The sequence below is a fragment of the Kribbella sp. NPDC004875 genome (assembly GCF_042873375.1).
Lineage (GTDB): Bacteria > Actinomycetota > Actinomycetes > Propionibacteriales > Kribbellaceae > Kribbella.
Map to the genome: position 1 here is coordinate 49,773 of NZ_JBIALI010000002.1, position 26,764 is coordinate 76,536.

At 67.2% G+C, this 26,764-nt stretch carries 25 protein-coding genes and 1 other RNA gene; 15 read left to right on the plus strand and 11 right to left on the minus strand.

Translation table 11 applies throughout. The annotated features are described in order from the left end of the window. The first annotated feature begins 183 nt into the window (after positions 1–183). The 5 genes from ACFYRH_RS11380 to ACFYRH_RS11400 all read left to right on the plus strand — a co-directional run bounded on the left by ACFYRH_RS11380 (position 184) and on the right by ACFYRH_RS11400 (position 8,657). Positions 184–4,098: a hypothetical protein gene (locus tag ACFYRH_RS11380; protein ID WP_387771900.1), complete on the plus strand. Its 3,915-nt coding sequence runs from the start codon at positions 184–186 to the stop codon at positions 4,096–4,098. A 68-nt stretch (positions 4,099–4,166) separates the two neighbouring features. Further along, a complete protein-coding gene (locus tag ACFYRH_RS11385; protein WP_387771903.1) occupies positions 4,167–5,294 on the plus strand; it encodes a Nif3-like dinuclear metal center hexameric protein in 1,128 nt (375 codons plus the stop codon). 69 nt (positions 5,295–5,363) lie between these two features. Next, entirely contained in the window at positions 5,364–6,077 is a 714-nt protein-coding gene (locus ACFYRH_RS11390) for a zinc ribbon domain-containing protein (protein WP_387771906.1), read from the plus strand. Beyond that, a complete protein-coding gene (locus ACFYRH_RS11395; protein WP_387771909.1) occupies positions 6,074–7,201 on the plus strand; it encodes a bifunctional RNase H/acid phosphatase in 1,128 nt (375 codons plus the stop codon). The genes ACFYRH_RS11390 and ACFYRH_RS11395 overlap by 4 nt, the downstream gene beginning before the upstream one ends. Positions 7,202–7,223: 22 nt before the next feature. Further along, the gene (locus ACFYRH_RS11400) at positions 7,224–8,657 is read left to right on the plus strand and encodes an RNB domain-containing ribonuclease (RefSeq protein ID WP_387771912.1); all 1,434 of its coding nucleotides are present in this window, start codon (positions 7,224–7,226) and stop codon (positions 8,655–8,657) included. On the opposite strand, the gene ACFYRH_RS11405 is transcribed toward ACFYRH_RS11400, so the two are convergent. After that, complete coding sequence (locus ACFYRH_RS11405) at positions 8,646–9,212, minus strand: TetR/AcrR family transcriptional regulator (RefSeq protein WP_387771915.1); 567 nt, start codon at positions 9,210–9,212, stop codon at positions 8,646–8,648. The two genes, ACFYRH_RS11400 and ACFYRH_RS11405, sit on opposite strands and share 12 nt — an antisense overlap. A gap of 51 nt (positions 9,213–9,263) precedes the next feature. Between ACFYRH_RS11405 and ACFYRH_RS11410 the strand changes: the two genes are divergently transcribed. Next, positions 9,264–9,749, plus strand: coding sequence for a GNAT family N-acetyltransferase (locus ACFYRH_RS11410; RefSeq protein WP_387771918.1), 486 nt, complete (start codon positions 9,264–9,266; stop codon positions 9,747–9,749). On the opposite strand, the gene ACFYRH_RS11415 is transcribed toward ACFYRH_RS11410, so the two are convergent. Continuing rightward, complete coding sequence (locus tag ACFYRH_RS11415; RefSeq protein ID WP_387771921.1) at positions 9,746–10,891, minus strand: alpha/beta hydrolase family protein; 1,146 nt, start codon at positions 10,889–10,891, stop codon at positions 9,746–9,748. The genes ACFYRH_RS11410 and ACFYRH_RS11415 overlap by 4 nt on opposite strands. Before the next feature lie 84 nt (positions 10,892–10,975). Here ACFYRH_RS11415 and ACFYRH_RS11420 point away from each other — a divergent pair, with 84 nt between their 5' ends. Together ACFYRH_RS11420 and ACFYRH_RS11425 are read left to right on the plus strand one after the other, a co-directional pair. Further along, positions 10,976–11,557: a GNAT family N-acetyltransferase gene (locus ACFYRH_RS11420; RefSeq protein WP_387771924.1), complete on the plus strand. Its 582-nt coding sequence runs from the start codon at positions 10,976–10,978 to the stop codon at positions 11,555–11,557. A 69-nt stretch (positions 11,558–11,626) separates the two neighbouring features. Further along, the gene (locus tag ACFYRH_RS11425; protein WP_387771927.1) at positions 11,627–12,361 is read left to right on the plus strand and encodes a DUF899 domain-containing protein; all 735 of its coding nucleotides are present in this window, start codon (positions 11,627–11,629) and stop codon (positions 12,359–12,361) included. Between the two features lie 5 nt (positions 12,362–12,366). On the opposite strand, the gene ACFYRH_RS11430 is transcribed toward ACFYRH_RS11425, so the two are convergent. From ACFYRH_RS11430 to ACFYRH_RS11440, 3 genes are all read right to left on the minus strand, one after another. Continuing rightward, a complete protein-coding gene (locus ACFYRH_RS11430) occupies positions 12,367–13,977 on the minus strand; it encodes a TROVE domain-containing protein (protein WP_387771930.1) in 1,611 nt (536 codons plus the stop codon). A gap of 257 nt (positions 13,978–14,234) precedes the next feature. Beyond that, positions 14,235–14,634: RNase P RNA component class A (gene rnpB / locus ACFYRH_RS11435), an RNA gene on the minus strand. Positions 14,635–14,643: 9 nt separating this feature from the next. Continuing rightward, complete coding sequence (locus tag ACFYRH_RS11440) at positions 14,644–15,012, minus strand: DUF952 domain-containing protein (protein WP_387771933.1); 369 nt, start codon at positions 15,010–15,012, stop codon at positions 14,644–14,646. A gap of 44 nt (positions 15,013–15,056) precedes the next feature. Between ACFYRH_RS11440 and ACFYRH_RS11445 the strand changes: the two genes are divergently transcribed. The 3 genes from ACFYRH_RS11445 to ACFYRH_RS11455 all read left to right on the plus strand — a co-directional run bounded on the left by ACFYRH_RS11445 (position 15,057) and on the right by ACFYRH_RS11455 (position 18,626). Further along, complete coding sequence (locus ACFYRH_RS11445) at positions 15,057–16,565, plus strand: S10 family peptidase (RefSeq protein ID WP_387771936.1); 1,509 nt, start codon at positions 15,057–15,059, stop codon at positions 16,563–16,565. Continuing rightward, positions 16,562–17,017 carry a GNAT family N-acetyltransferase gene (locus ACFYRH_RS11450; protein WP_387771939.1) on the plus strand — a complete coding sequence of 152 codons (456 nt, stop codon included), beginning with the start codon at positions 16,562–16,564 and terminating at the stop codon, positions 17,015–17,017. The genes ACFYRH_RS11445 and ACFYRH_RS11450 overlap by 4 nt, the downstream gene beginning before the upstream one ends. Before the next feature lie 88 nt (positions 17,018–17,105). Further along, positions 17,106–18,626: a DUF222 domain-containing protein gene (locus ACFYRH_RS11455; RefSeq protein ID WP_387771942.1), complete on the plus strand. Its 1,521-nt coding sequence runs from the start codon at positions 17,106–17,108 to the stop codon at positions 18,624–18,626. 43 nt (positions 18,627–18,669) lie between these two features. On the opposite strand, the gene ACFYRH_RS11460 is transcribed toward ACFYRH_RS11455, so the two are convergent. Then, positions 18,670–19,050, minus strand: coding sequence for a GNAT family N-acetyltransferase (locus tag ACFYRH_RS11460; protein ID WP_387771945.1), 381 nt, complete (start codon positions 19,048–19,050; stop codon positions 18,670–18,672). Beyond that, on the minus strand, positions 19,047–19,895 hold the full coding sequence (map, locus tag ACFYRH_RS11465; RefSeq protein WP_387771948.1) for a type I methionyl aminopeptidase: 849 nt from the start codon (positions 19,893–19,895) through the stop codon (positions 19,047–19,049). The genes ACFYRH_RS11460 and map overlap by 4 nt, the downstream gene beginning before the upstream one ends. 53 nt (positions 19,896–19,948) lie before the next feature. Between map and ACFYRH_RS11470 the strand changes: the two genes are divergently transcribed. Beyond that, positions 19,949–20,137, plus strand: a complete 189-nt coding sequence (locus ACFYRH_RS11470) for a hypothetical protein (RefSeq protein ID WP_325041281.1) — start codon at positions 19,949–19,951, stop codon at positions 20,135–20,137. 125 nt (positions 20,138–20,262) lie between these two features. On the opposite strand, the gene ACFYRH_RS11475 is transcribed toward ACFYRH_RS11470, so the two are convergent. Continuing rightward, positions 20,263–20,955 (minus strand): histone H1-like repetitive region-containing protein, encoded by a 693-nt coding sequence (locus tag ACFYRH_RS11475; protein ID WP_387771952.1) that lies wholly within the window; start codon positions 20,953–20,955, stop codon positions 20,263–20,265. A 295-nt stretch (positions 20,956–21,250) separates the two neighbouring features. Between ACFYRH_RS11475 and ACFYRH_RS11480 the strand changes: the two genes are divergently transcribed. Both ACFYRH_RS11480 and ACFYRH_RS11485 read left to right on the plus strand, forming a co-directional pair. Then, positions 21,251–21,997, plus strand: coding sequence for a helical backbone metal receptor (locus ACFYRH_RS11480; protein ID WP_387771955.1), 747 nt, complete (start codon positions 21,251–21,253; stop codon positions 21,995–21,997). 63 nt (positions 21,998–22,060) lie between these two features. After that, a complete protein-coding gene (locus ACFYRH_RS11485) occupies positions 22,061–22,237 on the plus strand; it encodes a hypothetical protein (protein ID WP_387775318.1) in 177 nt (58 codons plus the stop codon). A 1-nt stretch (position 22,238) separates the two neighbouring features. On the opposite strand, the gene ACFYRH_RS11490 is transcribed toward ACFYRH_RS11485, so the two are convergent. Then, positions 22,239–22,736: an NUDIX hydrolase gene (locus tag ACFYRH_RS11490; protein WP_387771958.1), complete on the minus strand. Its 498-nt coding sequence runs from the start codon at positions 22,734–22,736 to the stop codon at positions 22,239–22,241. A 149-nt stretch (positions 22,737–22,885) separates the two neighbouring features. Here ACFYRH_RS11490 and ACFYRH_RS11495 point away from each other — a divergent pair, with 149 nt between their 5' ends. Then, positions 22,886–23,785 carry an aldo/keto reductase gene (locus ACFYRH_RS11495; RefSeq protein WP_387771961.1) on the plus strand — a complete coding sequence of 300 codons (900 nt, stop codon included), beginning with the start codon at positions 22,886–22,888 and terminating at the stop codon, positions 23,783–23,785. Here ACFYRH_RS11495 and ACFYRH_RS11500 read toward each other — a convergent pair. Together ACFYRH_RS11500 and panB are read right to left on the minus strand one after the other, a co-directional pair. Continuing rightward, positions 23,765–25,366, minus strand: coding sequence for an alpha/beta fold hydrolase (locus ACFYRH_RS11500; RefSeq protein WP_387771964.1), 1,602 nt, complete (start codon positions 25,364–25,366; stop codon positions 23,765–23,767). The two genes, ACFYRH_RS11495 and ACFYRH_RS11500, sit on opposite strands and share 21 nt — an antisense overlap. A 117-nt stretch (positions 25,367–25,483) precedes the next feature. Continuing rightward, the gene (panB, locus tag ACFYRH_RS11505; RefSeq protein WP_387771967.1) at positions 25,484–26,722 is read right to left on the minus strand and encodes a 3-methyl-2-oxobutanoate hydroxymethyltransferase; all 1,239 of its coding nucleotides are present in this window, start codon (positions 26,720–26,722) and stop codon (positions 25,484–25,486) included. Positions 26,723–26,764 lie beyond the last annotated feature (42 nt).

Genomic DNA, 26,764 nt, shown 5'->3' on the forward strand with positions numbered 1-26,764 from the left:
CGCCGGAGCGGGTGTTGTGGTGGATGCGGCGGGGCGGTCGCACCACCATGCCGTGACACCTGAGCCGGCGGACACGGTTGTGACGGGGGCACCGGGCGGTTGCCCCCGTCGCAATCCGTGAGCGCGATTTCCGGATATTCCGGGTGTCGGATATATCGCGCCTTGAATTGCTAAGCTTCCGCGGTGACGCAGCCTGCACATGATGCTGCGCGGGACCTTTTGGATGGCCGCGCGAGAGTCCTCAGATCAGTTCTCGGATCTGTTTCCGGCCGGTATGAATCGGTTGGCGAAAGTGAATTGGTTCGCGCGGTCGGCGCGGCGAGTCGGAACGAGCGACCGCTGATCGGTTTCCTGCTTACCGAGCGGGTGCTGCAGCGCGCTTTTGTCACGGGATCGCGCGCAGCGCTCACCGACTTTATGTTTCGATTCGGTTCTCACTTGCGTGCGAGCCTTGGTCTGCAGGGGCTGTCCGCCAGCGACCGGGTTGTACTCGCATCCGGGGCAATCGAGGCGTTAAGTGTTGCGCCGACGCATCGGCGGCAACGCGAGGAGGTCGAGTCGATCCTCGATCGTCTGCCTGATATCCCTGGAGAGGCAGGTGGTTGGCGGCGACAGTTTGGCATGGAGTACGAGGACTTCAACCTACGCATAGGAATCCTCTCTGCCAGCCTCACGCGACCCGAAGCGATTCATCGGGCTCCGGAGGTACCTGCATCGCGGCCGACAGCTGAACCACGCCGGCGGACTGCCGTGGCTCCTGGTCCGCCTTGGTTAGCTTTGCCTGCGCAAGAACAGGCAGGCTATGCGAGTGGCAGTCGGAACTGGCCGGACCTTGGTGAGCCCGATGACTCGGAGTGCGATCTTGGGATCGCCTGGGCTCTCTTCGAGGACGGGAAGTACGCCGAAGCGCGCGACGAAGTATGGGATGTGTATGCATCGGCGGGGCGCAGTTGGCGCCCAACGACCTCGCCCGATGGCGATCGGACATGGAACTGGCTGCGCCTGATCTGGCTGCTAGCAGAGAACGACGGCGGCCTGCTCCTCAACCGACGTCGTGCGCTCCTCTCTGCAGCCGAGGCTGCGAGTAGGAGTGTGCCGAGCGATGAAGCCCTCGCCGATTGGCTGACTGACAACGTACTGCGTGACTACGTCGCCGCGACCCCACAGATGCAGGCGAACTGGGCGGTGCACGCGGCGCGGTTGGCCATCGTCGCAGGTGGCGAAGCCCTGTCTGTCTACGACAACGACACCAAGGTGCGGCTGCGTGATGCGTGGTCGACGCATTTCGGATCCGTCGTCGAACAGATGAGGCAAACGCATCAGATGGTCGAAGCCCTCGCGTCGGAATTCCGATACCGAATGCAGGACCTGACGGATGCGGCAAAACCTGACTCGCTTGTCCACCGTCGGTTGCATCGACCGTTGCGGAAGATCGAGATTTTTCTCGACGAAGATGAGCAGAAGATCATTGAGTCCGCCATTGAGGGATCGGCTCGGGTTGGCGCCTTCTTGGCTAAGGAGTCAACGCTGGCTAGTGATTCAAAAGTTCTCTTCACTGACCTGTCCAACCTGATCGAGCAGGTTGCAAAGAGTGAGAGTCTGCTGCTCCAGGACACTCTAGGGCCAGCATTTCAGGCGATGCTGGAGCAGTGTGTCGAGCGCCATGAAGAGCTCAGCTCTGGATCTCGGCCCAACATCACAGTTGAGCTGCTCAGCAGTCGCCTCCCGCTGAGCAGTGGGGTCCGGGCGCCATTTACCATCGACGTGGCCCTTCGGAATGATGGCAACGCCACCGCTGAATTGATCGAGGTAACTCTGAGTTCGGCCGTGCTCGCAATGGATACCGCCGTGCAGTTGGTAGAGCGTATCGAGCCCGGGGCAGAGCGCGTCCTGCAATACGTGGCGACGAACGGGTCCGAGTCCTCCTCGATCATCGAGTTCTCCTGCGAGGTCGCCTGGCGCGATCCACTTGAGCAGGTCTTCTCCGCGACTGTGATGCTGAGAGCCGAGGACCAGCGTGCCGCCAGCTGGCAGATCGACGACGTAAACGCGTTCAAGCTAGGGACAATCTCTGCGCCGGACCGCCTGGTTGGTAGGGCTGACGACCTGGACGCTTTAGAGCGGCTTGTGGCGGGTGGCGGCAGCGCTGCCGTAACGGGGTTGAAGCGGGTCGGGAAGACGTCATTGGCGAAAACGCTAATGTCCCGCATGCGAGCTGATGGCTGGGCAGTCCAGTATCTGCCGCTCGGCCAGGTACTGACCGGCAGGCCAGAGGCCGCGGAGCTCGTCACTGCTTTGATCGAATCCATCTACGACGCTGTGCTCGACGTTGGGAAGCACCTCTTGATACCAGAGCCTCCGGTCACCTCGGAGGATTCCAACTTCACTCGAAAGTCAGGCCGGTGGATTCGCCAAGTCGCAAATGTGCTCACATCCAGTGACCAGCAGGTTCTTGTTGCGCTCGATGACTTCGACGAGTTACCACGTAGTCTGTATGAAGGCACCGAGGCCGATGCACTGTTCCTCTTCCTGCGTTCGATTATCGACGAACCCTGGCTCAGTCTCATGTTCATCGGTAGCGAGGTATTACCGGCGATCATCGGGGCACAAGCGCATAAGCTCAATCAGGTGACACCGTACGTGGTGTCGAACTTCCAGACGGTGGAGGCGACGCGGGAGCTGCTCGAGCGACCGACCGAGTCGCGTCTGGAATGGCAGGAGTCGGCATTCAGTCGAGCACATTTCCTAGCTGGCGGCAACCCGTACTACCTGACCTTGCTCGGCCAGGAGATCTGGCAACGCATGAGAGAGTTGGATCGAACGTACGTTGGGTCGGGCGAGGTCGACGATGCAATGCAACGGGTCGCGGACTCGGCGTCTGCGCCGCATTTCATGCACCTTTGGGCGGACTCCACCGTCGGTATGGACAGCAGGGCACGCGCAACACTCATGATGGGCGCTGTGCTACGTGGGATTGCGCAGGCCAGTGGACAAGCGTTCGCGTTCGTCGCAGCAGATGATGCCATCGCGATCGCGGGGGGACTTTTCGCGGGGGCTTCGAAGGCTGATCTGTTGGCCTGTGCGAAGTCGTTGGCCGATCGGGGAGTGGTGCTCGCCGAGGACCAGGATCTCCGGCTTTCGATTCCATTGGCTTCGGCCTGGCTGCGATCAGCAGGGGCACGAGAGTTGGATCGGCAACTCGCGGTTGAGAACGAGGTCGGCGCCCACGCCCGAACCTTCTCCAATATCGAGTTGATCCGCTTGACGCAGAATTTGATCTTCTGCGCCGAGCCTGTGTCAGAGGTTCGGCTCGGGGCCTGGCTCGACCAGTTCCCGGTCGAGGCGCGCTACCTAGCTTTTCGAGTCGCTGAACGGTTGCTGACTGAGGGCTACTTCTCGGCTACCCGAATGACCCAGGAGGTACTGCCGGCGTTGAAAGCCGGAATCATGGACACGGCCGCCTGGTCAAATCGACAGAGCGACTCGGGTGGCTACGCCAAGAACGCGTACTTACTACAGCACGGTATCGGTGGTGCGAGCAGCCATGCTATCGCAACCACGTTGACGAAGCTGCTGCGGATCAAGAAGACAAATGTGGTCACCGTGGATGGGTTTCTCAGCGCTACAAAGAGCATCTCGGCTCCGAGCATATTGCTGATTGCTGATGATCTTGCTGGCACCGGAACTCAATTGCGGAATGTCGCGACTGAGGCGGCCGCGAAGTTTACCTCGCTAACCGGTCCGTGGCGCGAGAATCTGCATGTCATTGTCGCTGCGGGACTCTCCGCCACTCGGCAGCTTTGGGATTCGGATGATCTGCAGGTGGAAAACGTGATAGCCGTCGACATCGACAGCCGTCTGAAGGCGTTTGACGAGGGTTCTGAAATCTTCGAGTCCGACGAGGATCGAGAGACCGCAGTTGATGTGTTCGACGCGATTGGACGATCGCTGTCGCCGAAGAGCCCTAGAGGATTCGGCGATCTCGGCCTGCTGGTTGCGACCGACCACAACTGCCCGAACAACACTCTGCCAATCGTGTGGAAGGCGGGCCGACATGCGGGTGACGACTGGCTGCCGCTGCTGGAGCGTCGGCTCTGACATGACAGGCGCTGCCTCGTCATGATCGGTGATGAGCGATTCGTTCCCGGCAATGCCAGGATGGTTCCGTGACGACGCTCGCGGACGTGCTCGCAGTACTCGATCGGCTCTACGACCCTGCGTGGGCGGAGTCCTGGGACGCGGTCGGTCTGGTGACCGGCGACCCGGAGCAGGAGGTACGGCGCGTGCTGTTCGCGGTGGACCCGATGCGCGAAGTGATCGACGAAGCGATCGACGGCGGTTTCGATCTGCTCGTCACGCATCACCCGTTGTTGCTGCGTGGCGTGAACAGCGTCGCCGCGACCACACCGAAGGGCCGGGTCGTCCACGACCTGATCCGTCACAACGTCGCGCTGCACGTCTGTCACACGAACGCCGACAACGCCAATCCCGGCGTGAGTGACGCACTCGCCGCCGCCATCGGACTGCGGGACACCCGCCCGTTGAAGGCGATGCCGGACGAGCCGATGGACAAGGTCGTCGTGTTCGTCCCGGTCGCGGAGACGCAGGCGATGCTCGACGCGCTGGCGAAGGCCGGCGCCGGCCGGATCGGCGGCTACGAGCGTGCCGCGTGGAGTGGCGCCGGCGAGGGCACCTTCCGCCCGCTCGACGGCGCGAACCCGACGATCGGGACGGTCGGCGACATCGAGGTCGTCCCCGAGAACCGGATCGAGATGATCCTGCCGCGCCGCAAACGCCGCGCGGTCATCGAGGCGCTGACGGCCGCGCACTCCTACGAGGAGCCCGCGTACGACGTCTACGAGCTGGCGCAGCTCCCGAGTGAGCGTGGTGGCGGGCGGGTCGGCGTACTCGCGGAGCCGTTGCCGTTGGCCGACTTCGCCCGGTTGGTCGCGGAGAGCCTGCCGCGGACCGAGCACGGTGTCCGGGTCTCGGGTGACCTGGAGCGGACGATCGAGAGGGTCGCCGTCGTCGGGGGAGCGGGTGACTCGGAGTTCGACCGCGTCCGTGCGGCCGGCGTCGACGCGTACCTGACCGCGGACCTGCGGCACCACCCCGCCACCGAGGCCCGCGCGTACGGCGATCCCGCGCTGGTCGACGTCGCGCACTGGGCCAGTGAGTGGCCCTGGCTCGCGGACGCGGACCGCCTCCTGCGCAACGGACTGGCGCAGCGAGGCAGTACCGTGGACACTCACATCTCAACGCTCTGCACGGACGCATGGACCCTGCGGATCTGAGCGCGCCGACCACGATCCAAGGAATCTAAGGAGCCGACTCTGAACGCCGAGCCCGCCGTCCAACGCCGGTTGCTGGACCTGCAGGATCTCGACCTGCAGCTCGATGTGGTCGCGCACAAGCGCGCGGCGCTGCCCGAGCACCAGGCCCTCAAGGACCTGGCCGCCGAGAAGTCCGTGGTCGACCGGGAGCTGGTCACCGCCGACACCGAGGTCAGCGACCTGCAGCGTGAGCAGAAGAAGGCCGACAGTGACGTCGAGCAGGTCCGGCAGCGCCGGGCCCGCAATCAGCAGCGACTCGACTCGGGCCAGGTCACCTCGCCGCGCGACCTGGAGAACCTGCAGCACGAGATCGGTTCGCTGGACCGGCGGATCTCGGACCTGGAGGACGCCGAGCTCGAGGTGATGGAGAAGCTCGAGGCCGCCGAGGTGGTGCAGGCCGATCTGCGTGGTCGCGCCGAGACCTTCGCCGGCCGGCAGACCGAGCTCGAGACCTCACGGGACGCCGCGCTCAAGGAGCTCGACGAGCAGCGCGCCGAGATCAGGGCGAAGCGCGCCGCGGTGGCCGCCGAGCTGCCGGAAGCGCTGATCGCGCAGTACCAGCGGCTCCGTGAGCACAACGGCGGGATCGGCGCCGCGGCGCTGGTCGGCAAGCGCTGCATGGGGTGCCGGATGGAGCTCGCCCCGTCCGACCTCACCGCGATCAAGGCCGCCCCGGCGGACGCCGTACTGCGGTGTGAGGAGTGTGGCCGCATTCTCGTGCGGACGTCGGAGAGCATGGCATGACCTATTCGCACGTCATCGTCGAGGCTGACGGTGGATCGCGCGGTAACCCGGGACCGGCGGCGTACGGCGCGCTGGTCCGTGACCCGGTCAGCGGGAAGGTGATCGCGCAGCAGGGCAAGACGCTGGGGATCGCGACCAACAACGTGGCCGAGTACTCCGGTCTGATCGCGGGCCTCGAGCTCGCCAGGGAGTACGCGCCGGACGCGTCGATCGAAGTACGGATGGACTCGAAGCTGGTCATCGAGCAGATGGCCGGCCGGTGGAAGATCAAGCACCCGGACCTGCAGCCGCTGGCGATCAAGGCGCAGGGACTGGCGCCGTTCGGGACCGAGTGGACGTGGGTGCCGCGAGCGCAGAACGCCGCCGCGGATGCCCTGGCGAACAACGCGCTGGACGGCGTGCCGATCCCGCTGCAGCCGTCGGCCGCACCTGCGGCGGCTCCGGTCGCGACCGAGCCGTCCGATCAGCAGAAGGCGATGCGTGGTTGGGGTACGCCGGGTGAGCCGCCGACGCACCTGATCTTCCTGCGCCACGGCGAGACCCCGCACACGGCGGAGAAGCGGTTCTCCGGTTCCGGTGGTGACGACCCCGCGCTCAGCGAGAACGGTCGGGCCCAGGCGGCGGCCGCGGCGGCGTACCTGGCTCGGCTCGGCGGGATCGACGCGGTGGTGACGTCGCCGATGCGGCGGGCGCGCGAGACCGCGGACGTGGTGGCTGCGCGGCTCGGCCTGGACGTCGCGGTCGACAACGGCTGGGTGGAGTGCTCGTTCGGCGACTGGGACGGGCACACGTTCGCCGAGATCCAGGAGAAGTGGCCGGACGCCCTGAACGCCTGGCTGGAGTCGACGACGGTCGCGCCGCCCGGCGGCGAATCGTTCGACGCCTGCGCGCGGCGGGCCCGCTCGGCACGCGACGGTCTGTTGACCCGGCATCCGGGCAAAACCGTTGTCGTGGTCACCCACGTGACACCGATCAAGCTGATGGTCCGATCGGTGCTGCAGGCCCCGATGTCGTCGATCTTCCGGATGGAACTGCGCCCCGCCACCCTGACCGACATCCACTGGTACGCCGACGGTCTCGCGTCCTTGCGGTCGTTCAACGTGCAGCCTGACCTGGTGTCCTGAGCCGGGACACTATTCTGACCCCATGCCGCTGCAGAGGGTCTACTTCGCCGAAGCTGTGCCGGAGGTGTTCCGGGCGTCGTTGCAGGACATTCGCCGGGAGCAGGAGGTACCGGCGGAGTTCCCGCCCGAGGTGACCGCCGCGGCGGTGGCCGCGGCGGCGAATGCCCGGCTGCCGGAGCTGGACCGGACCGACATCGAGTTCGTCACGATCGACCCGCCGGACTCGATGGACCTCGACCAGGCGCTGCACATCGAGCGGTCCGGCGCCGGCTTCACGGTGTACTACGCGATCGCCGACGTCGCCGCGTTCGTGCAGCCCGGCGACCCGATCGACGCCGAGGCCCGGCGCCGCGGCGAGACCCTGTACGCGCCGGACAAGCGGACCCCGCTGCACCCGCCGGAGCTCTCCGAGGGCGCGGCCTCGTTGTTGCCCGACCAGGTCAGTCCCGCGTTGCTGTGGACAATCACCGTCGACTCGACCGGCGAAGGAACGGACGTCACCTGCGAGCGTGCGCTGGTGAAGTCGCGGGCCAAGCTCAACTACGCCGGCGTACAGCAGGACCTGGACGCGGGGAGGGCGTCGGAGTCCCTGCAGCTCCTGCGTGAGGTCGGCAAGCTTCGTGAGCAGCGCGAGCTGGCCCGTGGCGGCGTGAACCTGCCGATCCCGGACCAGGAGGTCGTCACCTCCAACCACGGCTGGGGCCTGGAGTTCCGTGCGCCGCTGCCGGTCGAGGGCTGGAACGCGCAGATCTCGCTGCTCACCGGCATGGCCGCCGCGCACCTGATGATGAAAGGCAGGATCGGCATCCTGCGCACGCTGCCGGAGTCGCACGACGACCTGCGCCGCAAGCTCGGCAACACCGCCAAGGCGCTCGGGCTCGCCTGGCCCGCGGAGACGACGTACGCCGAGTTCATCCACGGTCTCGACCCGAAGGTGCCGGCGCACGCGGCGATGCTCGCGGCCTGCACGGTGCTGTTCCGCGGCGCCGGGTACACGGCCTTCGACGGGAGCGTTCCGGAGCAGCCGCTGCATGCCGCGATGAAGGCGGAGTACGCCCATGTCACCGCACCGCTGCGACGGCTCGTCGACCGGTGGACGGGCGAGATCTGTGTCGCGTTGTCGGCGGGTGCCGAGGTGCCGGCCTGGGTTCGCGAGTCGATGGACGAGATCCCGAAGGTCATGGACGACGCCGACCGGCGCGCGCACGCCTACGAGCGGTCGATCGTCAGCATGGTCGAGGCCGGGCTGGTCGCCGACCGGATCGGCGCCGAGTTCGACGGTGTGATCACCGACGTCGACGAGAAGGACAACGGCCGCGGCATCGTCGCCCTCACCACGCTCGCGATCGAAGGCCGCGTCACCGGCACGGCGCTCCCACTCGGCCAGGCCGTCCGCGTGAAGCTCGTCGAGGCCGACATCGCCAAGCGCACCGTCGCCTTCGAGCTACTCGGCTAGGTACTCCTCGACCGCGGCCGTCGTTCGGGCCAGGTCGCCCGTCGCGAGGAGGTCGATCAGGGCGCCGCGGAGCATCGCGAGGACCGCGGTACGCCGGGTTTCGGATTGCTCCGGCTCGCTCGCCTTGAGCAGCTCGAGCCAGTCGTCGACGGTCGAACGGGCGAAGTCCGCCCACGGCCCGTCGGGTGCGACGAGTGAGCGACCGTACGCCTCGACCCAGAACGTCATCAGCGGCCGGCGTTCCGGGGCGGCCAGCCAGGTCCACAGTTCGCGCGCGATCACGGTCAGGCCGGGCGGTTCGTCGTACCGCTGCTCGGTCTGGCGGAGCAGTTCGAGCTCGTCGGCGCGGGCGCGGGCGAGCAGTGCCCTGATCAGGCCGTCCTTGCTGCCGAACAGGAACAGCAGCACCCGCGGGCTGGAGCCGATCGCGGTCGCCAGTGGGCGCAGCGACAGATCGGCCAGCCCGTGGGTGAGCGAATAGGCGTACGCGCGCTCGAGCAGTTCCTGTTCGCGGGCGGACGGCGCGTCCTTCATGGCTTCCTTCGTGGTCGGCACAGGGCTAGTATCGCGTACTGAAACAGTCGTGTCAGTAGATCGGGTGGACGAATGACGAAACTGATCAGGAAGCTGGGACAGCCCGGAGACCTTGGCTGGGTGATCCAGTCGCACGCGGAGATCTACGCCGCGGAGTACGGATGGGCGGCGGCGTACGAGACTCTGATCGCGAAGATCGTGGCGGCCTACGCGGCCGACCACGACGACGAGCGCGAGGCCGCGTGGATCGCCGAGGTGGACGGTGAGCGGGCCGGCAGCATCTTCTGTGTGCGTGGTCCGGACGAGACGACCGCGCAGTTGCGGTTGCTGCTGGTGACACCCGCGGCGCGCGGCCTGAAGCTCGGAGCCGAGCTGGTGGACACGTGCCTGGCGTTCGCGCGGAGCGCCGGTTACAAGCGGATGGTGTTGTGGACGAACGACCCGCTGGTCGCGGCGCGGCATATCTACCTGTCACGCGGGTTCCGGCTGACGGCGACCGAGACCCACGAGATGTGGGGCGACAAACTCGTGGGGCAGACCTACGAACTGGATTTCTAGGACTTGCAGGCGGGCGCGCCTGGCGTCGCTGTCTTGTAGATCGCGTGCGAGAGGAACGTGGTGACGTAGCCGTTCTGGACCGTCAGCGCGTGCCGGGGGCCGACGCTGCCGAGCGGCAGGAACCTGCGCAGCGGGTACGCCAGGTAGTAGACGCCGTAGTCGGTGAAGTTGAAGTGCCGGCTGCCCGGGATCGTCGCGCACCACGAGGTGCCGCTGCTCGCCTTGAGCATCGAGAGCGCACGATTGCGGTCCGCGTCGTTCTTGGCGTCCGGGCCGCAGACGCTGGTGATGCAGGAGTCGTCGGCGCCGAGCAACATGATCGGCGCCTTCACTCCCTTCGTCACCACGTCGCCGAACTGGCTGCCGTCCAGGTCCACGGCTGCCGCGCAGCTCTGGTCGAGCCGGCACGCCTCGAGGGATGCCGCGCCCCCGAACGAGTGGCCGACGTACGACGCTCCGACGCCGGACTCGACCGAGTTCGGGAGCTGCTTCGCAACCATGCCGGCGGCGAACCGCGCATCCGCGGCCCAGATCGTGACGAGGTGGTCGCCGACTTGTTGCGAGCCCTCGGTGCTGTCGCCGAGGTTCGGCGGGTTCGCCTCGGGTTTGCTGTCCACGACCTGCCCGCCGAGCACCGTGAGGTTCGCGCTGTACGTCGGCGTGACGCCCGCGACCAGATAGCCGTGACTGGCGAGTTCCTCCGCGAGGGCGGCGTACATCGGGGCGGACAGGCCCATGCCGGGCATCAGTACGACGACCGGGAAGCGGCCGGGCGCGACGGCGACCCGGTCGAGAGCGCGGTCCTGCAATGTGTCGAACGGACCCTGGAACACCGAGATCGGGGACTTGAGATGCAGCCCGCTCCACAGGCCCGGCGCGTACTCGACGTGCCGGCCGGTGGTGTCCTTGGCAACCGGGTACCAGAGCCAGACGGCGAGTCTGCGCGGGCCGTTCGTGTACGGGTCGCGGCGCGGCGTGTCCGTCCACTCGAACGTGCGCCGGCCGACCTGGAAGTTGCCGGTCGGCTCCGGCAGCGAGACCGGTTCGGACCGCTGCACCAGCACCCACCCGACGTACCCGGCGCCGCCGAGCAGGACGACCAGGAGCAGGATCACGATCCCGGTACGCACCCGTCTCCGCATGTCCTCGAGTTTCTCATCTCCAACGGGTCGAATCCCGCTCCGACGCACGCGGGCCCAGCGTCCTGAGGCGACTAGCATCACCGCATGCCTCTGCTCGTGGATCCGGCCTTACCTCACGGAACGCTGCGGGACGCCTCGCAGCCGCGTCTGGCGACCGGCGACGGATTGGTACTGCGGCCCTGGCGGGGAAGCGATGCCGAGATGGTGATGGATGCGTTCGCCGGTGCGGAGATCCAGCGCTGGCACGTCCGGCGGCTCGACACGCCCGACGAGGCGGGGGAATGGATCCGGCAGTGGGTCGATCGCTGGGACGCCGAAACCGCTGCGAGTTGGGCCGTTGTCGACGAGGACGACCAGCCACTCGGGCAGGTAGGGCTACGCGAGGTGTCGCTCGCCGAGGGATCGGCTTCGCTGTCCTATTGGGTCGCTCCGGAGGCTCGCGGCCGAGCGGTTGCCGCGCGGTCGGTGGATGCGCTGTCGGCGTGGGCCTTCCGGGTGATCGGGTTCAACCGGCTGAGCATTCACCACTCCACCGCCAATACCGCGTCCTGCCGGGTCGCCGAGCGCACCGGGTATCGGCTCGAGGGAACGCTGCGGCAGGCGATCAAGCACGCCGACGGCTGGCACGACTGGCACCTGCACGGCCGCCTGCGATCCGACTCCTGAAGCGGCATGTCGAATCGCGGCCTGTGGCTCCGACGTCGCCGGTGATCGTATCTACCCATGGAGGACTGGATGAGCCTGCCGAAGGTCGTGTCGCGGGACGAGTGGCTGGAAGCCCGCCGGGCGTTGCTGGCGGAGGAGAAGGCGTTCACGAAGCAGTACGACGCGCTCAACACCCGGCGTCGGGAGCTGCCGATGGTGCTCGTGGACAAACCGTACGTGTTCGCCGGGGCGGACGGGTCGGCCAGTCTGCTGGAGTTGTTCGAGGGGCGTGACCAGCTGGTCGTGTACCACTTCATGTTCCAGCCCGAGTGGGAGAAGGGATGCCCGAACTGCACCGGGTTCGTCGACGAGATCGGGTCGGTGGCGGCGCTGAACGAGCTGAACACCACGTTCGCGCTGGTGTCGCGGGCGCCGTACGAGAAGCTCGCGGCGTACCGGACGGCTCGGGGGTGGAGCTACCCGTGGTACTCGTCGCACGGGAGCGACTTCAACTACGACTACCACGTGACGCTGGACGAGTCGGTGCTGCCGTTCGAGTACAACTACCGCACGAAGGCCGAGTGGGACGTGCTGCCGAACAACGGGCACACCCAGGGGGAGCAGCCGTTCGACCTGCACGGTCTGAGCTGCTTCCTGCGCGTGGGGACGGACGTCTTCCACACGTACTCCACGTACGGGCGCGGACCGGACGCGATGACCTTCACCGTTACGGCGCTGGACCGGACCGCCCTCGGCCGGCAGGAACCCTGGGAGAAGCCCGCGGGCCGCATCCCAGGGCCGCCGGCCGAGGAGCATTGTCACTAGCTACATCAGGCACCGCGGGCGAAGTCGCCGATCAGGCCGGGGACCGCGCTGTCGAACCCGGAGACGTCGAGCATGCCGGGATCCGATGGGTCGGCGATCGTGCTGCCGTTCGCGGTCATCGCGACCACGACCAGGCGGGCGTCGATCCCCATTCGCTGCCGGTACTGCTGCAGGGCCTGGTGCGGGTGGATCCGCCCGTGCCAGGTCTCGTTGTCGGTGTAGATCACGAAGGTGTCGATCGCGAGCTTCCGCTGCAGCGCGTACTGCATCGGCAGCGAGCAGTCCGTCCCACCGAAGGGCAGTGCCGACACCGTCCGGATCGCCGTCTCGAGCCGCAGCCGCGGAGAGATCGGCAGCGGCGTCAGCGCGGGCTTCCGGTAGTCGCCCTTGCTGGTGAAACCGACGATGTCGTACGACGACTCGGTCGCGGCCGTGACGAGCGCCAACGCGGCCGACGCCTCGCGGCAACTGATCGGCAGCCCCGACACCCGCGCCGTCATCGATCCCGACACGTCCAGCGCGAGCAGCATCCGCCGGCCGGTCGGCTCGACCGCGTCGTACGCGAGGTAAAACGCGGCGTCGAGTGCGTCGACGATGGGCTGCGACGGCGTCCACTCGCCGCCACCGCGGACACCGTGCCCGGACGAGTAGGTGCGCTGGGCAACGAGTACGTTGACCGGATGCACCCGCGCCTTCCGCAGCCGGGCGGCGTCCGCGAGCTGGTCCGCAACGACCCGCGCCCAGGCACCGAGCGGCTCGAGCAGTCCCAGCCGGGTGAGGCGGGGGAGCTGCCGGAGCAGCGCGGTCTGCGGGAGTCCGTTCGCGAGCAGGGATTCCCAGACCCGCGGCTCGTTCAGGAACCGGTCCGGGACCATCTCCCACGACAGCCCACGGTTGAGCGCGATCACGTCGGCCACCTCGGTGACGTCGGTCGCGGACTGGAGCCGCTCGAAGGCGGTCAGCAGTGGCAGTCCGGACAGGTCGGCGGGCCGACCGTGGATCCAGTCGAAGAGCTCCCGACGTACCGGCTCTGTCGTCTTGGGGTGCGACAGGCGCAGCAGGTCCGCGTGCGACCAGCCATTGCGCTGACGGTACTTGAGCGCCTGGTAGGCGACCGAGTCCACGGTGCGATCCGGGTCGACGTACCAGTTGCCGATCGCCCGTCGCGTGCCACGGCCCCAGCCACCGAACTGCTCCAGGTACCCGGCGAAGCGGAACAGGTGCGTGCCGGTCCGCGCGACCAGCGGTACGGCGGCCAGCGCGGCGCGCCGTCCGTCGTCGTCACCGAGCTTCGCCGCGGCCGCGAGTGCGAACAGCGCCGGGTCCTGCTTCGGCGCGCGACCGGCGAGGGAGATGTCCAGTACGGCGGCCACGACCTCGGCCGAGCGCTTCGTCGCGAGCTCCAGGACCAGTCCGGCGTTCTCCCGCGTCAGTTCGCGTGCGGAGGCGTAGTACGTGCCTCCGGTCGTTCCGAGCGTGAGGAACCGGTGTAGCCGGGCGAGATCGTCCTGGACGAAGGTGTACCCACCGGCGCGGTTCATCCGCTGCCGCGGATCGGCCTGCTCGTCCTGTCGCGTCCGCCGAGTGCTGATCAGAGCCAGCGGGTCTGTGGACATGTCCTTTCTCTCCTGACGTTTCCGGGCATGACTGAAGACAGGCCTGAGTAGACGTGGTGCGCCGACCGGCATTAGCTGCTCTAGCCGTCTGAGCTACGTCGGGTTCACACCCGGCGGCAGGAGTCGAACCTGCGACCCGCCCATTAAAAGTGGTAACCGATCAACTCCGGCCCACCCAGGTCTGTCTTCCACTCGACTGTAAGACGCCGAAGCGCCTTGGCACCAACGATTTACGCCTGCGCGGTGCCGGAGTTGGGGGAACGGGCCGGTCTGTAAGCCGGATTCTGTGGTTGGCGATCATCCATCTACGGTGACCGTTGCCGGGCACCTCCAGCAGCCTACCCGCGAGCTCGGGCGGGCAGCCCTCGGACGCTCGCGCGGACGGTGGTCTCCCGCCGCCCTTCTTGGCCTTGCTCCACGTGGGGTTTACCGAGCCTCCGCAGTCACCTGCGGAGCTGGTGGTCTCTTACACCACCGTTTCACCCTCACCCGCACTCCGATGAACCACGGGGTTCGCCGGAGCCGCTGGCGGTCTGTTCTCTGTGGCACTGTCCCGCGGGTTACCCCGGGTGGGCGTTACCCACCACGCTGCCCTGTGGAGTCCGGACTTTCCTCGGCGCCCTGTTGCCAGGACGACGCGATCGCCCGACCGACCCGTTCCGTCTCTCAGGATACGGCCTCGGCGGTCACCTCGGGCCACAGCCCGTCGGCACCCCGCCGGTACGGGCGTACCTCGACCACCGCGTCCAGGTTCAACGGACCGTAGATGTGCGGGAAGCTGATCCCGGTCCCCTCCAGGTCCTCGTCGCACAGCGCGGACACCAGCCGCTCCGTGTCGATCACCAGCAGGCACAGCGGCTCGTCCACGTCGTCGTACGCGAAGTTCGCCACCATCGCGACCTGCTCCGGGCGGGAGGCATGGATGAACGTGGCGCCGTCGTCGAGGCTCCTCCCGCGGGTCGACCACCGGTAGCAGCCGGCCTCGACCGCGGCCTCCCACTGGTCCACGAACGCGATGTGCAGAATCGTCGCCATGAACCCAACGCTAGCCCGTGTCCGGGTGGATTAAGGTGCTCGACATGGCCAACGACGAGCACGCCGAGCCCGAAGCGACGACCGACGCCGGTACGACGACCGAGACGAAGCCGGCCCCGCCAGTCGACGACCTGGTGACGACGCGGCACACGGTGACCGTCGACGGGCAGGAGCTGCGGTACACCGCGACCACCGGGCGGATCGTGCTCCGCCAGGAGGTCGTCACGGACGGCAAGTTCGACGGACTGAAGCCGAAGGCCGAGGTGTTCCTGACCGCGTACACGCTGGACGACCCGGACGGGACCGGAGCCAAGGACCGTCCGGTGACGTTCGCGTTCAACGGCGGTCCGGGCTCGTCGAGCATCTGGCTGCACCTCGGTCTGCTCGGTCCGCGCCGCGTGGTGTCCGGTGACGTCGGCGAGCTCGCGCCCCCGCCGTACGCGATCGTCGACAACGCCGAGACGTTGCTGAAGTACAGCGACGTGGTGTTCATCGACCCGGTGTCGACCGGGTTCTCGCGGGCGGCCGAGGGGGAGAAGCCGGCCGACTACCACGGGTTCACCCGCGACCTGGAGTCCGTCGGCGAGGTGATCCGGCTGTGGACGTCGCGGAACGGGCGCTGGATGTCGCCGAAGTTCCTGGCCGGCGAGTCGTACGGTACGACGCGCGCCGCGGGGCTCGCCGCGCACCTGCAGGAGCGCTACGGGATGTACCTGAACGGCGTCATGCTGATCTCGATGGTGCTGGAATTCGGCACCCTCGACTTCTCGCCGGGCAACGACCTGCCGTACACGCTGTTCCTGCCGACGTACGCCGCGATCGCGCACTACCACGGCCTGATCCCGGACCGGTCGCTCGAGGACGTGCTCGCGGACGCGGAACGGTTCGCGGCCGGGCGGTACCCGAACGCGCTTGCCCAGGGCAACCGGATCCCGGCGGACTACCGCGCCGAGGTGGTCACCCGGCTGGCGTCGCTGACCGGGCTGAGCGAGGACTACATCGACCGAGTCAACCTGCGGATCGAGCACGAGCGGTTCTACGGCGAACTGCTGCGCTCGCGCCGGCAGACGGTCGGGCGGCTCGACGGACGCTTCACCGGATGGAACGCGGACTACGGCTCGGAGAAGCCGGAGCGGGACCCGTCGATGAACGCGATCACCGGTCCGTACTCCGCGGCGCTCAATCACTACGTGCGCGTCGAACTCGGGTACGAGAACGATCTGCCGTACGAGATCCTCAACATGGACGCCGCGCGGAACTGGTCCTTCAAGGAGTTCGAGGGTCAGCAGATCACCGTCGCCGACAAGCTCGCCGAGGCGATGCGCGTCAACCCGCACCTCAAGATCCACGTAGCCTCCGGCCACTACGACGGCGCCACCCCGTACTTCGCCACCGAACACACGCTGGCCCGCCTGCAGATCCCGTCCGAACTCAACGCCAACATCGAAACCAAGTACTACCCAGCCGGCCACATGATGTACGTCCACGAACCCTCCCGTCGCCAACAATCCACAGACCTAGGAACCTTCATCACCACTGCCTCCAACCGATGATCCTCATCCGCCACGCCGGCCCGACGCGCCCGATCGCCATACCAGGCGTCGCCCTGCGCCCGCCGACCGCGGCGGATGCGGTAGAACTCGGCCGGCTGTACTTCGACGCCTACGAACCAGGCATCGCCGCGGCCACGGAGCAGGACGCCCTGGACGACATCAACCTCACCTTCGAGAACGGCTACGGCGTACTCGCCCCAACACTCAGCCGCCTCGCCTGGGCCGGCGAGCAGTTGGTAGGTGCCCTTCTCGTCGTCGAACGCGCCCCGTGGCCCGACACTCCAGACTGTCCTTTCATCATCGAACTCTTTACCGCCCGCACCCATCGGCGGCAGGGGATCGCGCGGTTGATGCTGGCTTCCTGTGCTGCGACAACCGTGGCGCTGCGGGTCGATGAGGAGAACGCTGCCGCACTCACACTGTATCGGGATCTGGGCTTCCGCAGCGGATGACTTTTGAATCTGTGGATAGCTGAATCTCCTGGAAAATAAGGGGATTCGGGCTTGGGAACTGTCGGTGGGCCTGCCTATCGTTGCGGGCATGGAACCTCTGGGCGAGCGGCCGGTGTGGTCGATGAACGACAGCGAACTGCTGCCGGCTCTCGACCAGGTCGATGCTGCCGTCGCCCGGTTGCTCACCTACCGCCTGCAGTTGATCGCGCGCGTCGACGAGATCGGATTGGCCAAAGAGCTCGGGGCTCGCGGCAGCGCCGAGCTGCTGGCCATGCGCCACCGCATCGACCGTCGCGAGGCCCATCGCGATGTCGAGCTCGCCCGCAGACTGTCGAAGTACGACGCTGTGTCGACAGCCCTCACCGACGAGGCTCGGGGGCTGCGTCCGGCGCAGGCAAGTGCAATCGTCAGCGCGTTGGAGCGGGTTCGGTCCAGAGTGCCGGTAGCGGACCTCGATATCGCCGAGGAGCAGTTGGTCAACCTCGCAGGACACCTCTGCCCGGGCGAGCTTGCCAAGGCCGCGAAGCAGATCTGCGACCTCTTGGACACCGACGGCCCAGAGCCTGCAGAGAATGCGGCGTATGCCCGCGAATCGCTGACCCTGATCGCTGCGGAGAACGGCGTGAAGTTCCGCGGCTACCTGGCCAACGAGAACGCCGAGCTGCTCCGATCCCGCATCCACGCCGGCGCGCGCCCGCAGAAGACAGTTGACGGTGAGCTCGACCCACGGTCCCGGGAGAAGCGCCAGGCCGATGCGCTCACGTCCACACTGGCGATCGCCGCGGCAGCCATGGACACCGGCTTCAAGCCAACTGTCGCCGGCTTCAAGCCACCTGCCGCCGGACCTCGTTCTGAGGACAACATTTCCGGCGGCGGGGCGGCCGATGAGTCATCTGCGTCCGGTACTGGAGGCTGGGTCCCTGGGTTCGGTGCGAAGGCGAACATCACCGTCACCATCGACTTCGAGGACCTGCGGTCTGCCACCGCCGACGCGAGCGGCGACCTCGTGTACGGCGACGGTCTGTCTGTCGCGGCGATCCGGCGGATGGCCTGCGACGCGAACATCATCCCGCTGGTGCTCGGCTCTAACTCCGAGCCACTTGACGTCGGTCGACGCGAACGCCTGGTGACACGGGCGATGCGCCGCGCCCTGAACGTCCGCGACAAGGGCTGCGTGGTGTGCGGCGCCCCACCCGTGCACTGCGACGCACATCATCTCCGCTCCTGGATCGACGGCGGCGAAACCGCGATCCACAATCTCGTGCTCCTCTGCCGGTCCCACCACCGGTCCCTGCACTCCGGCCACTGGGTCATCACAATCACCGACGGGCAGGTCCAGGTGTCCCGCCCGGCCTGGGCCGACCCAGCGCCCAAACCAAGACCAACCCTGCCAGCCCTCCTCCCCACAACGAAACCCCCGCAGGCAGACGCCTGTGCTCGCACAGACCCATCAGAGCCCAACGGCCACGTGAGCCGCCGCACCAAGTCACGTTCCGCCCAGCACGAGAGTCGCTGGTCCGCCGACGAATCAACCATGCAACAAGCCGCCCACTTCGCCGACGATCTTGAGTCGATCGCTGGGGCGGGCGGTCTTACCGGTTATGGGTGATGCAGAGGCGCGACGCTGTGGGCGGTCCAGTCAGACGCTGGGGTCATGGGTAGATGCGGAAGCCTGAGAAGGTGCGGTGTTCGAAGGAGGCGTAGAAGTCCTCGGCGGTGTCGGTGATGAGGTCGACTCGTAGCGCGCCGGTGAGGGGTGCTGCGTACTCGAGGAGGGCGCGGCCGATGCCCTTGCGTCGGTAGGAACGGTGCACCGCCATCATCGACAGGTGGGCCTGGATGTGGCCGTCGCTCTGCAGATACGCGAAACCGGTGACGAATTCCCCGTCGAGGGCGATGACGCTGGTGACGCCGGGCGCGGTGAGGACCGCGTGGGTGCGCTCGGGGTCGGCGACCAGGCTCGGCCAGCCTTCGGCGTCGCACAGTGCGATCACGCCTGCCAAATGGGCGCGGTCGTACTGCGTGATGGTCACGGCAGCGTGAGGATCTCGGCGCCGGTGTCGGTGACGACGAGGGTGTGTTCGAACTGAGCGGTGCGGGACTTGTCCTTGGTGGTGGCGGTCCAGCCGTCGTCCCACAGGTCGTAGTCGTAGGTGCCGAGCGTCAGCATCGGCTCGATGGTGAACGTCATGCCGGGCTCGATCAGGTCGTCGAAGCGCTCGTCGTCGTAGTGCGGGATGATCAGCCCGGAGTGGAACGACGTCGAGATCCCGTGACCCGTGAAGTCGCGCACCACGCCGTACCCGAAGCGCTTCGCGTACGACTCGATCACCCGGCCGATGATGCTCACCCGGCGCCCGGGCTTGACCGCCTTGATGCCGCGCATCAACGCCTCGTGCGTGCGCTCGACCAGCAGCTTGCTCTCCTCGTCGACGTCACCGACCAGGAACGTCGCGTTGGTGTCCCCGTGCACACCGTCCAGGTACGCCGTGATGTCGACGTTCACGATGTCGCCGTCCTCGAGCGGACGGTCGTCGGGGATGCCGTGGCAGATGACCTCGTTCACCGACGTACACAGCGACTTCGGGTAGCCGCGGTAGCCGAGCGTCGAGGGGTACGCGTCCCGCTCGATCAGGTACTGATGGCCGACCGCGTCCAGCTCGTCGGTCGTCACACCCGGCTTCGCGGCCGCACCGACGGCCTGTAACGCCTGCGCGGCGAGCTTGCTCGCGACCCGCATCTTGTCGATCAGCTCCGGCGGCGTCACGTACGACCCGTCGAACGGCGTCGGCGCCGGCTTGTCGACGTACTCCGGGCGCGGAATGGATGCAGGTACGTCGCGGCGCGGCGAAATGACGCCAGCAGTAAGGATCGACATGGTGAGATCATTCTAGTGAGCTGCGACAAGACTCCCAGGAGGTGGTCATCCAGATGAGTGACGATCACAGCAACGAGTGGTACTTCAACACCAAGACCGGCAAGGTCGAGCCGTACCAGGGTGCGAAGTCCGGCGACCGGCTCGGGCCGTACAGCTCGCCGGAAGAGGCCGCGCGCGCGTTGGAGAAGGTCCAGGAACGCAACGAGAACTGGGACAACGACCCGAAGTGGGACGACGACTGAGTCCGGCTCCCGGAACGCACCGAGGGGCACCACCGGCATCGGTGGTGCCCCTCAGGTTTGTCCGGCGGGATTCGGTCCTGCGTGATTCGTTACTGCGGGACGTCGCGCGAACGCGGACGTCGGGATCAGCGAGCCACCCGCTTGGCCGCCGTCTTGCGGGCCGGGGCCTTACGCGCCGGCGCCTTCTTCGCGGCGGTCTTGCGGACCGCGGTCTTCTTCGCGGCGACGCGCTTCGCGGGCGCCTTCTTGGCGGCGGTCTTCGCGGGCGCCTTCTTCGCGGCGACCCGCTTGGCCGGCGCCTTCTTGGCAGCGGTCTTCGCCGGTGCCTTCTTCGCCGCGACCTTCTTGGCCGTCGTCCGCTTCGCGGCGGTCCTCGTGGCCGTGGTCTTCTTGGCGGCAGTCTTCTTGGCCGCGGTCGCGCGCTTCGCCGGTGCCTTCTTGGCGACGGTCTTCTTCGCGGCCGTGGTCTTCTTGGCGGCGGCCGTGGTCTTCTTGACGGCAGTCTTCTTGGCCGCGGTCGCGCGCTTCGCCGGCGCCTTCTTGGCAACGGTCTTCTTCGCCGTGACCTTCTTGGCGGGAGCCTTCTTCGCGACGGTCTTGCGGGCGGTGGCCTTCTTGGCCGGCGCCTTCTTCGCGACCGTCTTCGAAGCGGCGGTCTTCTTGGCCGCACTCACCTTCTTCGTCGCTGTCTTCTTTGCTGCGCTGACCTTGCGCGCGGTCGTCGTCTTCGCGGCGCTGGTCTTCTTCGCGACAGTCTTCTTGGCGGGAGAAGCCTTTTTGGCTGTCGCCTTCCCTGCGGCTGCCTTCTTGGCTGGCACTCTGCCTCCTTGGTGCGGCTGAGGAAAACCACGGTGGATTCCTCGTCGTCATGATGATGACAACAGTTGTGCTCCACGTAAAGCACCCGAAACGTCCGCAGGTTAAGGCGAACTGGCGGCAAAGTGGCGGGCAAATGCCGAAAATCCTTGTGCAGAAGGGATTCCGCCGGGGGTCGAGCATGCCGGATACTGTTCAGAATTTCTTGGCGACACGCGCACAATCTGCCCGCGAACTGCCCGGATCGGCGAGTGTTGTCCTCGGCAACGTCCTGCGAAGACGAGGTGCGAAGAGCCGATGAAGAGCGTGTACGACGACCTCCACGACGTCGTCGAACTACCCGCCGACGTACGTCGCGTGGTGAGCATCGTGCCGTCGTTGACGGAGTCGATCGCGGCCACGCATCCGGAGAAAATCGTTGGTGCGACCGACTGGTGTACGCATCCCGCGGACCTCGACGTGGTGCGTGTTCGCGGCACCAAGAACCCGGATGTCGAACGCATCCGGGAACTCGTACCGGACGTCGTCGTCGCGAACGCCGAAGAGAATCGCGCGGTCGATCTCGACACGTTGCGGCGCAGTGGAATCGCGGTCTGGGTGACGGCGCCGGCCACCGTGCCGGAATCACTCGACTCACTCGATCGCATGCTGTCCGCGATCATCGGCGACGAGCCGCCGTGGTTGTCGCAAGCACGTGCGGTGTGGAGTTCGCCGTACGACGGAATGCGGCGGCGGGCCGTGATACCGATCTGGCGGCGGCCGTGGATGGCGTTGGGACGGGATACGTTCGCCGGTGATCTGCTGTCCCGGATCGGCATCGACAACGTGTTCGGAGAATCCGGTGAACGTTATCCGCGATTCGCTCCGGATGCGTTACCGGAGTACGACGTCGTGGTGTTGCCGGACGAGCCTTATGCGTTTTCTCCGGACGACGGCCCGGAGGCGTTCGCGAAACCCGCGCGCTGGGTGTCGGGCCGGCACCTTACCTGGTACGGCCCGTCGCTGGTCGAGGCACGAGAACTGCTGACCGGACAGTTGGCGTGACGTCCGCCACGATCCCTGCTGGGTCATCTAGACGGTTAGGTATGCCTCACCTACTCTTGCGGCGTGCCGTCGATGACCGCGAAGAAGAAGTGCTGCAAGGACAAGCCGAGGTGCAAGAAGTGCCCGGTGGTCCTGCTGCGCCTGTCCAAGGCCGGGTGCGCCGAGCGGATCGATCGCGAGCACTACAAGGTGGACAAGAAGGTGCCGAAGAAGGTCCTCAAGGAGGCGCGGGCGCGCTGACTCAGGAGGCCCGGCGCAGCGTGATCGCGTCGGCGGCCTGACGGAGCAGACCGGGGATCGTCACGTGCGCGGCCTGACCGGTCGCCTCGAGGTCGTCGCCGTACCACCAGCCGTGGGCGCTGATGGTCTGCTGCTCGAGCTCCTCCTGGTTCGCGAACGTCACGTCGACCCGGTCGACCGCGACCGCGAAGAACGTCTGCTGCTGGACGATGCGGCACCCGCCCCACTCGAATTCGATCGTGTTCGTCGCGACCGGTGCACCGAGGGCGTCCGTTGCCAGCACGATGCCGACCTCTTCGCGCAACTCACGGCGCGCGGCCTCGGCGATCGTCTCGCCGGCTTCGACGCCACCACCGATCGTGAACCAGTACGGCGTCTGTGGCTTCAGCGGGTCCCAGCCGTGCAGCAGCAGCACCTTGCCGTCCGGCCGCACCGGCAGCACGCGGGCCGTCGTACGGTGCCGGACCGTTCCTGGTGGTGGCAACTGGGATTCGCTCACACCACAAAACGCTAAGGGACGGAGCAGTCACCGCGTCGAGCCGTGCGGCGCGTCTCACAGCGCCTGGCAGTGTCCGACGGTGTCCGGCAGTGTCCGGCAGTGTCCGACGGTGTCAGACATGGTTGCTGACGACATCTACGATCGAAGGCATGGCACGTATTGGTCTCGGTCTGGCCGCGGTGGGGCGGCCCGGTTACATCAACCTCGGGCACGACGAGGACCTGCCGGCCGGGCGCGCGGTCGAGGACCTGCGGGTGCGGACCCACGAACTGCTGGAGCAGGCCTGGCAGGCCGGTGTCCGGTACTTCGACGCCGCGCGTTCGTACGGGCTCGCCGAGAAGTTCCTCGGCGAATGGATCACTGCGCAGCGGCGGGCCGAACTCACCATCGGCTCCAAGTGGGGCTACACGTACGTCGCCGACTGGCGGCACGACGTCGACACGCACGAGGTGAAGGACCACAGCCTCGACACGTTCGAACGGCAGTGGCCCGAGACCCTGCAGGCGCTCGGCGGACCGCCGGACTTCTATCTGGTGCACAGCCTCACCACCGACAGTCCTGCGCTGGAGGACAAGCGCTTGCTCGACCGGCTGCGTGAACTCGCCGGCTCCGGTGTTCGCGTCGGTCTGTCGACGAGCGGCCCGCGCCAGGCCGAGACGCTCCGCAAGGCGCTGTCCGGCAGTACGCCGTTCTCCGCCGTACAGGCCACCTGGAACGTCCTCGACCCGTCGGCCGGCCCGGCGCTCGCCGAAGCGCACGACGCCGGATGGTTCGTCGTCGTCAAGGAAGCGGTCGCCAACGGCCGCCTGACGGCCCGTGCTGGTGAGACCCCGTTCAACGAGTTTGCTCACCAGCACGGCGTCGCTCCCGACGCGTTGGCCATCGGCGCCGCGGTGGCTCAGCCTTGGGCCGACATCGTCCTCAGCGGAGCCACCACTGCCGCTCAACTGTCCAGCAACCTCGCGTACCGCGTGGACGGCCCGCTCAGCGAGTTCGCCCAGCAGCCCGAGGAGTACTGGACCGAGCGCTCAGCCCTCCCGTGGATTTGAGAGGCTGAGCGCCTGCCGCACAGCCGCCTTGGCGCTGCCGGAACTCGCAGCCGCCGCGGAACTCGTCGGCTGCGGAGCAGGAACCGGCGGGCACTTGACGTCGGAGCGGTTACCCGGCCGTCGTGGCGGCAGCGCACCGGTCTGCAGGTACGCCGCGATGCGGTCGTCGGTACACGCCACACCGGACAGCGATCCGGCGTGCGTGGTTCCGCCGACCCCCTCGATCAGAACCGAGTTCGGGAACGTCTTGCGGGTCTGCAGAGCACCGGAGTACGGCGTCGCCGCGTCCAGCGTCTCGTTGATCAGCAAGAGGCTCTTGACCCGGCTGCCGTTGACCTTCACCGGGTGGCTCGCCTTGGCCGGCCAGAACTGGCACGGTGCGTTGAACCAGGCGTTGGACCAGGTCAGGAACGGTGCCTTGAAGTAGGTCCGCCAGTTGTCCCGGCGTACGGCCGCCGCATCGGTCGGCCACTGGGTGTCGGTGCATTGCACGCCGAGATAGATCGCGTAGCCGTTGTCGTCGAACGGCGGCGTACCGTACAGCGCGATCAGCCCGGCCGCGTCGTGCTTGTGGATCCAGGCGGCGAACGCGTTGGAGATGTCCACCCAGCCGTAGACGTAGTAGGCCGCCTGCGTGAAGATGTCGGTCCACTCGGCGGGTCCGATCTTGCCGCCGGCCGGGTGGCCGTTGAGCCGGTGCAGTTCGGCGTAGTACAGGCGCTCGACCGCGGCCTCGGTGGTGCCGAGGTGCCACGTGGAGTTGTGCGCGGCGACGTACGCGAAGTACACCTTGATGCTCTTGTTGAACGCGAAGTCCTGGTCGAGGTTGGCCTGGTACCAGATGCGCTTGGCGTTCACGACGCCGTCGAAGACGGCGCGACGCAGGCGGTTCGGGTACAGCGTGCCGTACACCTGACCGAGGTACGTGCCGTAGGAGAACCCGTAGTAGTTGATCTGCGAGGCACCGAGCGCCTTGCGGATGCTCTCCATGTCGCGCACGGTGTCGAGACTGGTGAGGTGCCCGAGCAACGCGCCACCGGCCTTGCCACACGCCGTGGCGTAGGCCTTGGAGCGTAGCGTCCAGGCCCGCTCGATCCCGCGCGTCACGGGGACGTACGGCGGCCGGTTGTACCCGGCGTAGTCCGGGATGCAGCTCAGCGACGGCTTGCTCGAGCCCACCCCGCGCGGGTCGAAACCGATCCAGTCGTACGCGTCGCCGGCGTGGTTCGGCACGAACTCACCGAGGACCGCGAGCGTCAGACCGGACCCACCCGGTCCACCTGGGTTGACCAGCATCGGACCCTGCGGTTTGACGCCGGCCTTGTGCACGATCCGCGACACCGCCAGCTGGATCTTCCGCCCACCCGGCCGGCTGTAGTCGAGTGGCACTTCGACGAACCCACATTGAGCCTTACGCTTCACCAGGCTCGGCGCGGTACACGCCCCCCACTTGATCGGAGACGGCGTGTAACTCGCCGGCTGCGACCGAGCCGGTACGGCGCTCGCGGTCGGCAACGTACTCAGCGTCCCGGCCACCAGCGCGAACGAAACCCCCACGGCAACAACGAATCGACGGATCATGATCGGCCTCCCCTTTGCCGCCAACATCGTGAACCCGCGATGGTGGTCGGACAAGAGGTCGGCCCGCTGCGCCGGAACAGTTCTCGGACAGCTACCGGGGTGGTACGGGGAGTCGCGTCAGAAGGTGTGTTCGTCTCCCGGGAAGGCACCCGACGCCACCTCGGCGGCGTACGTCGCTGCCGCACTGGTGAGGATGCCGCGCAGATCGGCGTACTGCTTGACGAAGCGCGGCATCGTGCCGGATCGCAGGCCGGCCATGTCCTGCCAGACCAGCACCTGGGCGTCGGTGTCGCGACCGGCGCCGATGCCGATGGTCGGGATCGGGACCCGCTTGGTGATCTCGGCGGCCACGTCCCCGGGGACCATCTCGAGGACCACCGAGAAGGCACCGGCCTCGGCGAGCGCGACCGCGTCGTCGATCAGCGCCGCGGCCTGATCACCACGGCCCTGGACGCGGTACCCGCCGATGCTGTGCTCACTCTGCGGCGTGAAACCGATATGCGCCATCACCGGGATGCCGGACTGGGTCAGCTTCTCCACCATCGGTACGACGGTGCGCCCACCTTCGAGCTTCACCGCGTGCACGCCGGCCTCCTTCATGAACCGCACAGCGGTGTGGAAGGCCTGCTCGGGTGACGCCTGGTACGAACCGAACGGGAGGTCCGCGACGACGAGCGCCCGATCGACGGCGCTCGCCACGGCACGCGCCAGTGGGATGAGCTCGTCGACGGTGACTCGAAGGGTGGTGTCGTAGCCGTAGACGTTGTTGGCGGCGGAGTCGCCGACGAGCAGGACCGGGATCCCGGCCTGGTCGAAGATCTCGGCGGTGTACTGGTCGTACGCCGTCAGCATCGCCCACTTCTCACCACGGTTCTTGAAGTCCCGCAGATGATGCACCCGATACCGCCGCGGCCGCTTGTGGCCTGCACTCACTGCACCCTCACCTGCCGGCACGTTCGCCGCAGCGGCAGTCCCCGCGGACGCGGCCTGCCCGGCGACCGGCGCGCTCGGCCCAGCGGCAGACGCATTCGGTCCGGCCGGTGCGCTCGAAGTGCCGGCGGTTTGGTCGGGAGTGGGGCTCGCGGATGCTTGGGCCCGTCGAGCCGCGCGATGTGAGGTGACCTGCTCGGCCTGTACCTGACTCGGCGCGTCCTGCTGCACACCCGCGCGCCGACGGGCACCCACCGAGCGCCGCGTCGCACCAGCTTCCTCGCTCACCGGAGCGTTGCTCTCGTACTCAGCGCTCGGGTCGGACGGATACCCGTTGTCCCGCCCCGCCTGCTCCTGCTGGTGAGCGTCAATCATCTCCGGCAGGTAGGCCGTCACAGTCGGCGACTCGACCGGCCCAGCCGACACGTCCCCAACCTCTTGCCGTTGCATCTCTTGACGTCGCTGCGC

Bases quoted from the DNA above. Each gene is read 5' to 3' on its own strand.
- ACFYRH_RS11395 (WP_387771909.1), top strand. From the start codon at position 6,074: ATGACCTATTCGCACGTCATCGTCGAGGCTGACGGTGGATCGCGCGGT.
- ACFYRH_RS11400 (WP_387771912.1), top strand. From the start codon at position 7,224: ATGCCGCTGCAGAGGGTCTACTTCGCCGAAGCTGTGCCGGAGGTGTTC.
- ACFYRH_RS11410 (WP_387771918.1), top strand. From the start codon at position 9,264: ATGACGAAACTGATCAGGAAGCTGGGACAGCCCGGAGACCTTGGCTGG.
- ACFYRH_RS11415 (WP_387771921.1), bottom strand. From the start codon at position 10,891: ATGCGGAGACGGGTGCGTACCGGGATCGTGATCCTGCTCCTGGTCGTC.
- ACFYRH_RS11420 (WP_387771924.1), top strand. From the start codon at position 10,976: ATGCCTCTGCTCGTGGATCCGGCCTTACCTCACGGAACGCTGCGGGAC.
- ACFYRH_RS11425 (WP_387771927.1), top strand. From the start codon at position 11,627: ATGAGCCTGCCGAAGGTCGTGTCGCGGGACGAGTGGCTGGAAGCCCGC.
- ACFYRH_RS11430 (WP_387771930.1), bottom strand. From the start codon at position 13,977: ATGTCCACAGACCCGCTGGCTCTGATCAGCACTCGGCGGACGCGACAG.
- ACFYRH_RS11440 (WP_387771933.1), bottom strand. From the start codon at position 15,012: ATGGCGACGATTCTGCACATCGCGTTCGTGGACCAGTGGGAGGCCGCG.
- ACFYRH_RS11445 (WP_387771936.1), top strand. From the start codon at position 15,057: ATGGCCAACGACGAGCACGCCGAGCCCGAAGCGACGACCGACGCCGGT.
- ACFYRH_RS11450 (WP_387771939.1), top strand. From the start codon at position 16,562: ATGATCCTCATCCGCCACGCCGGCCCGACGCGCCCGATCGCCATACCA.
- ACFYRH_RS11455 (WP_387771942.1), top strand. From the start codon at position 17,106: ATGGAACCTCTGGGCGAGCGGCCGGTGTGGTCGATGAACGACAGCGAA.
- map (WP_387771948.1), bottom strand. From the start codon at position 19,895: ATGTCGATCCTTACTGCTGGCGTCATTTCGCCGCGCCGCGACGTACCT.
- ACFYRH_RS11470 (WP_325041281.1), top strand. From the start codon at position 19,949: ATGAGTGACGATCACAGCAACGAGTGGTACTTCAACACCAAGACCGGC.
- ACFYRH_RS11480 (WP_387771955.1), top strand. From the start codon at position 21,251: ATGAAGAGCGTGTACGACGACCTCCACGACGTCGTCGAACTACCCGCC.
- ACFYRH_RS11495 (WP_387771961.1), top strand. From the start codon at position 22,886: ATGGCACGTATTGGTCTCGGTCTGGCCGCGGTGGGGCGGCCCGGTTAC.
- ACFYRH_RS11500 (WP_387771964.1), bottom strand. From the start codon at position 25,366: ATGATCCGTCGATTCGTTGTTGCCGTGGGGGTTTCGTTCGCGCTGGTG.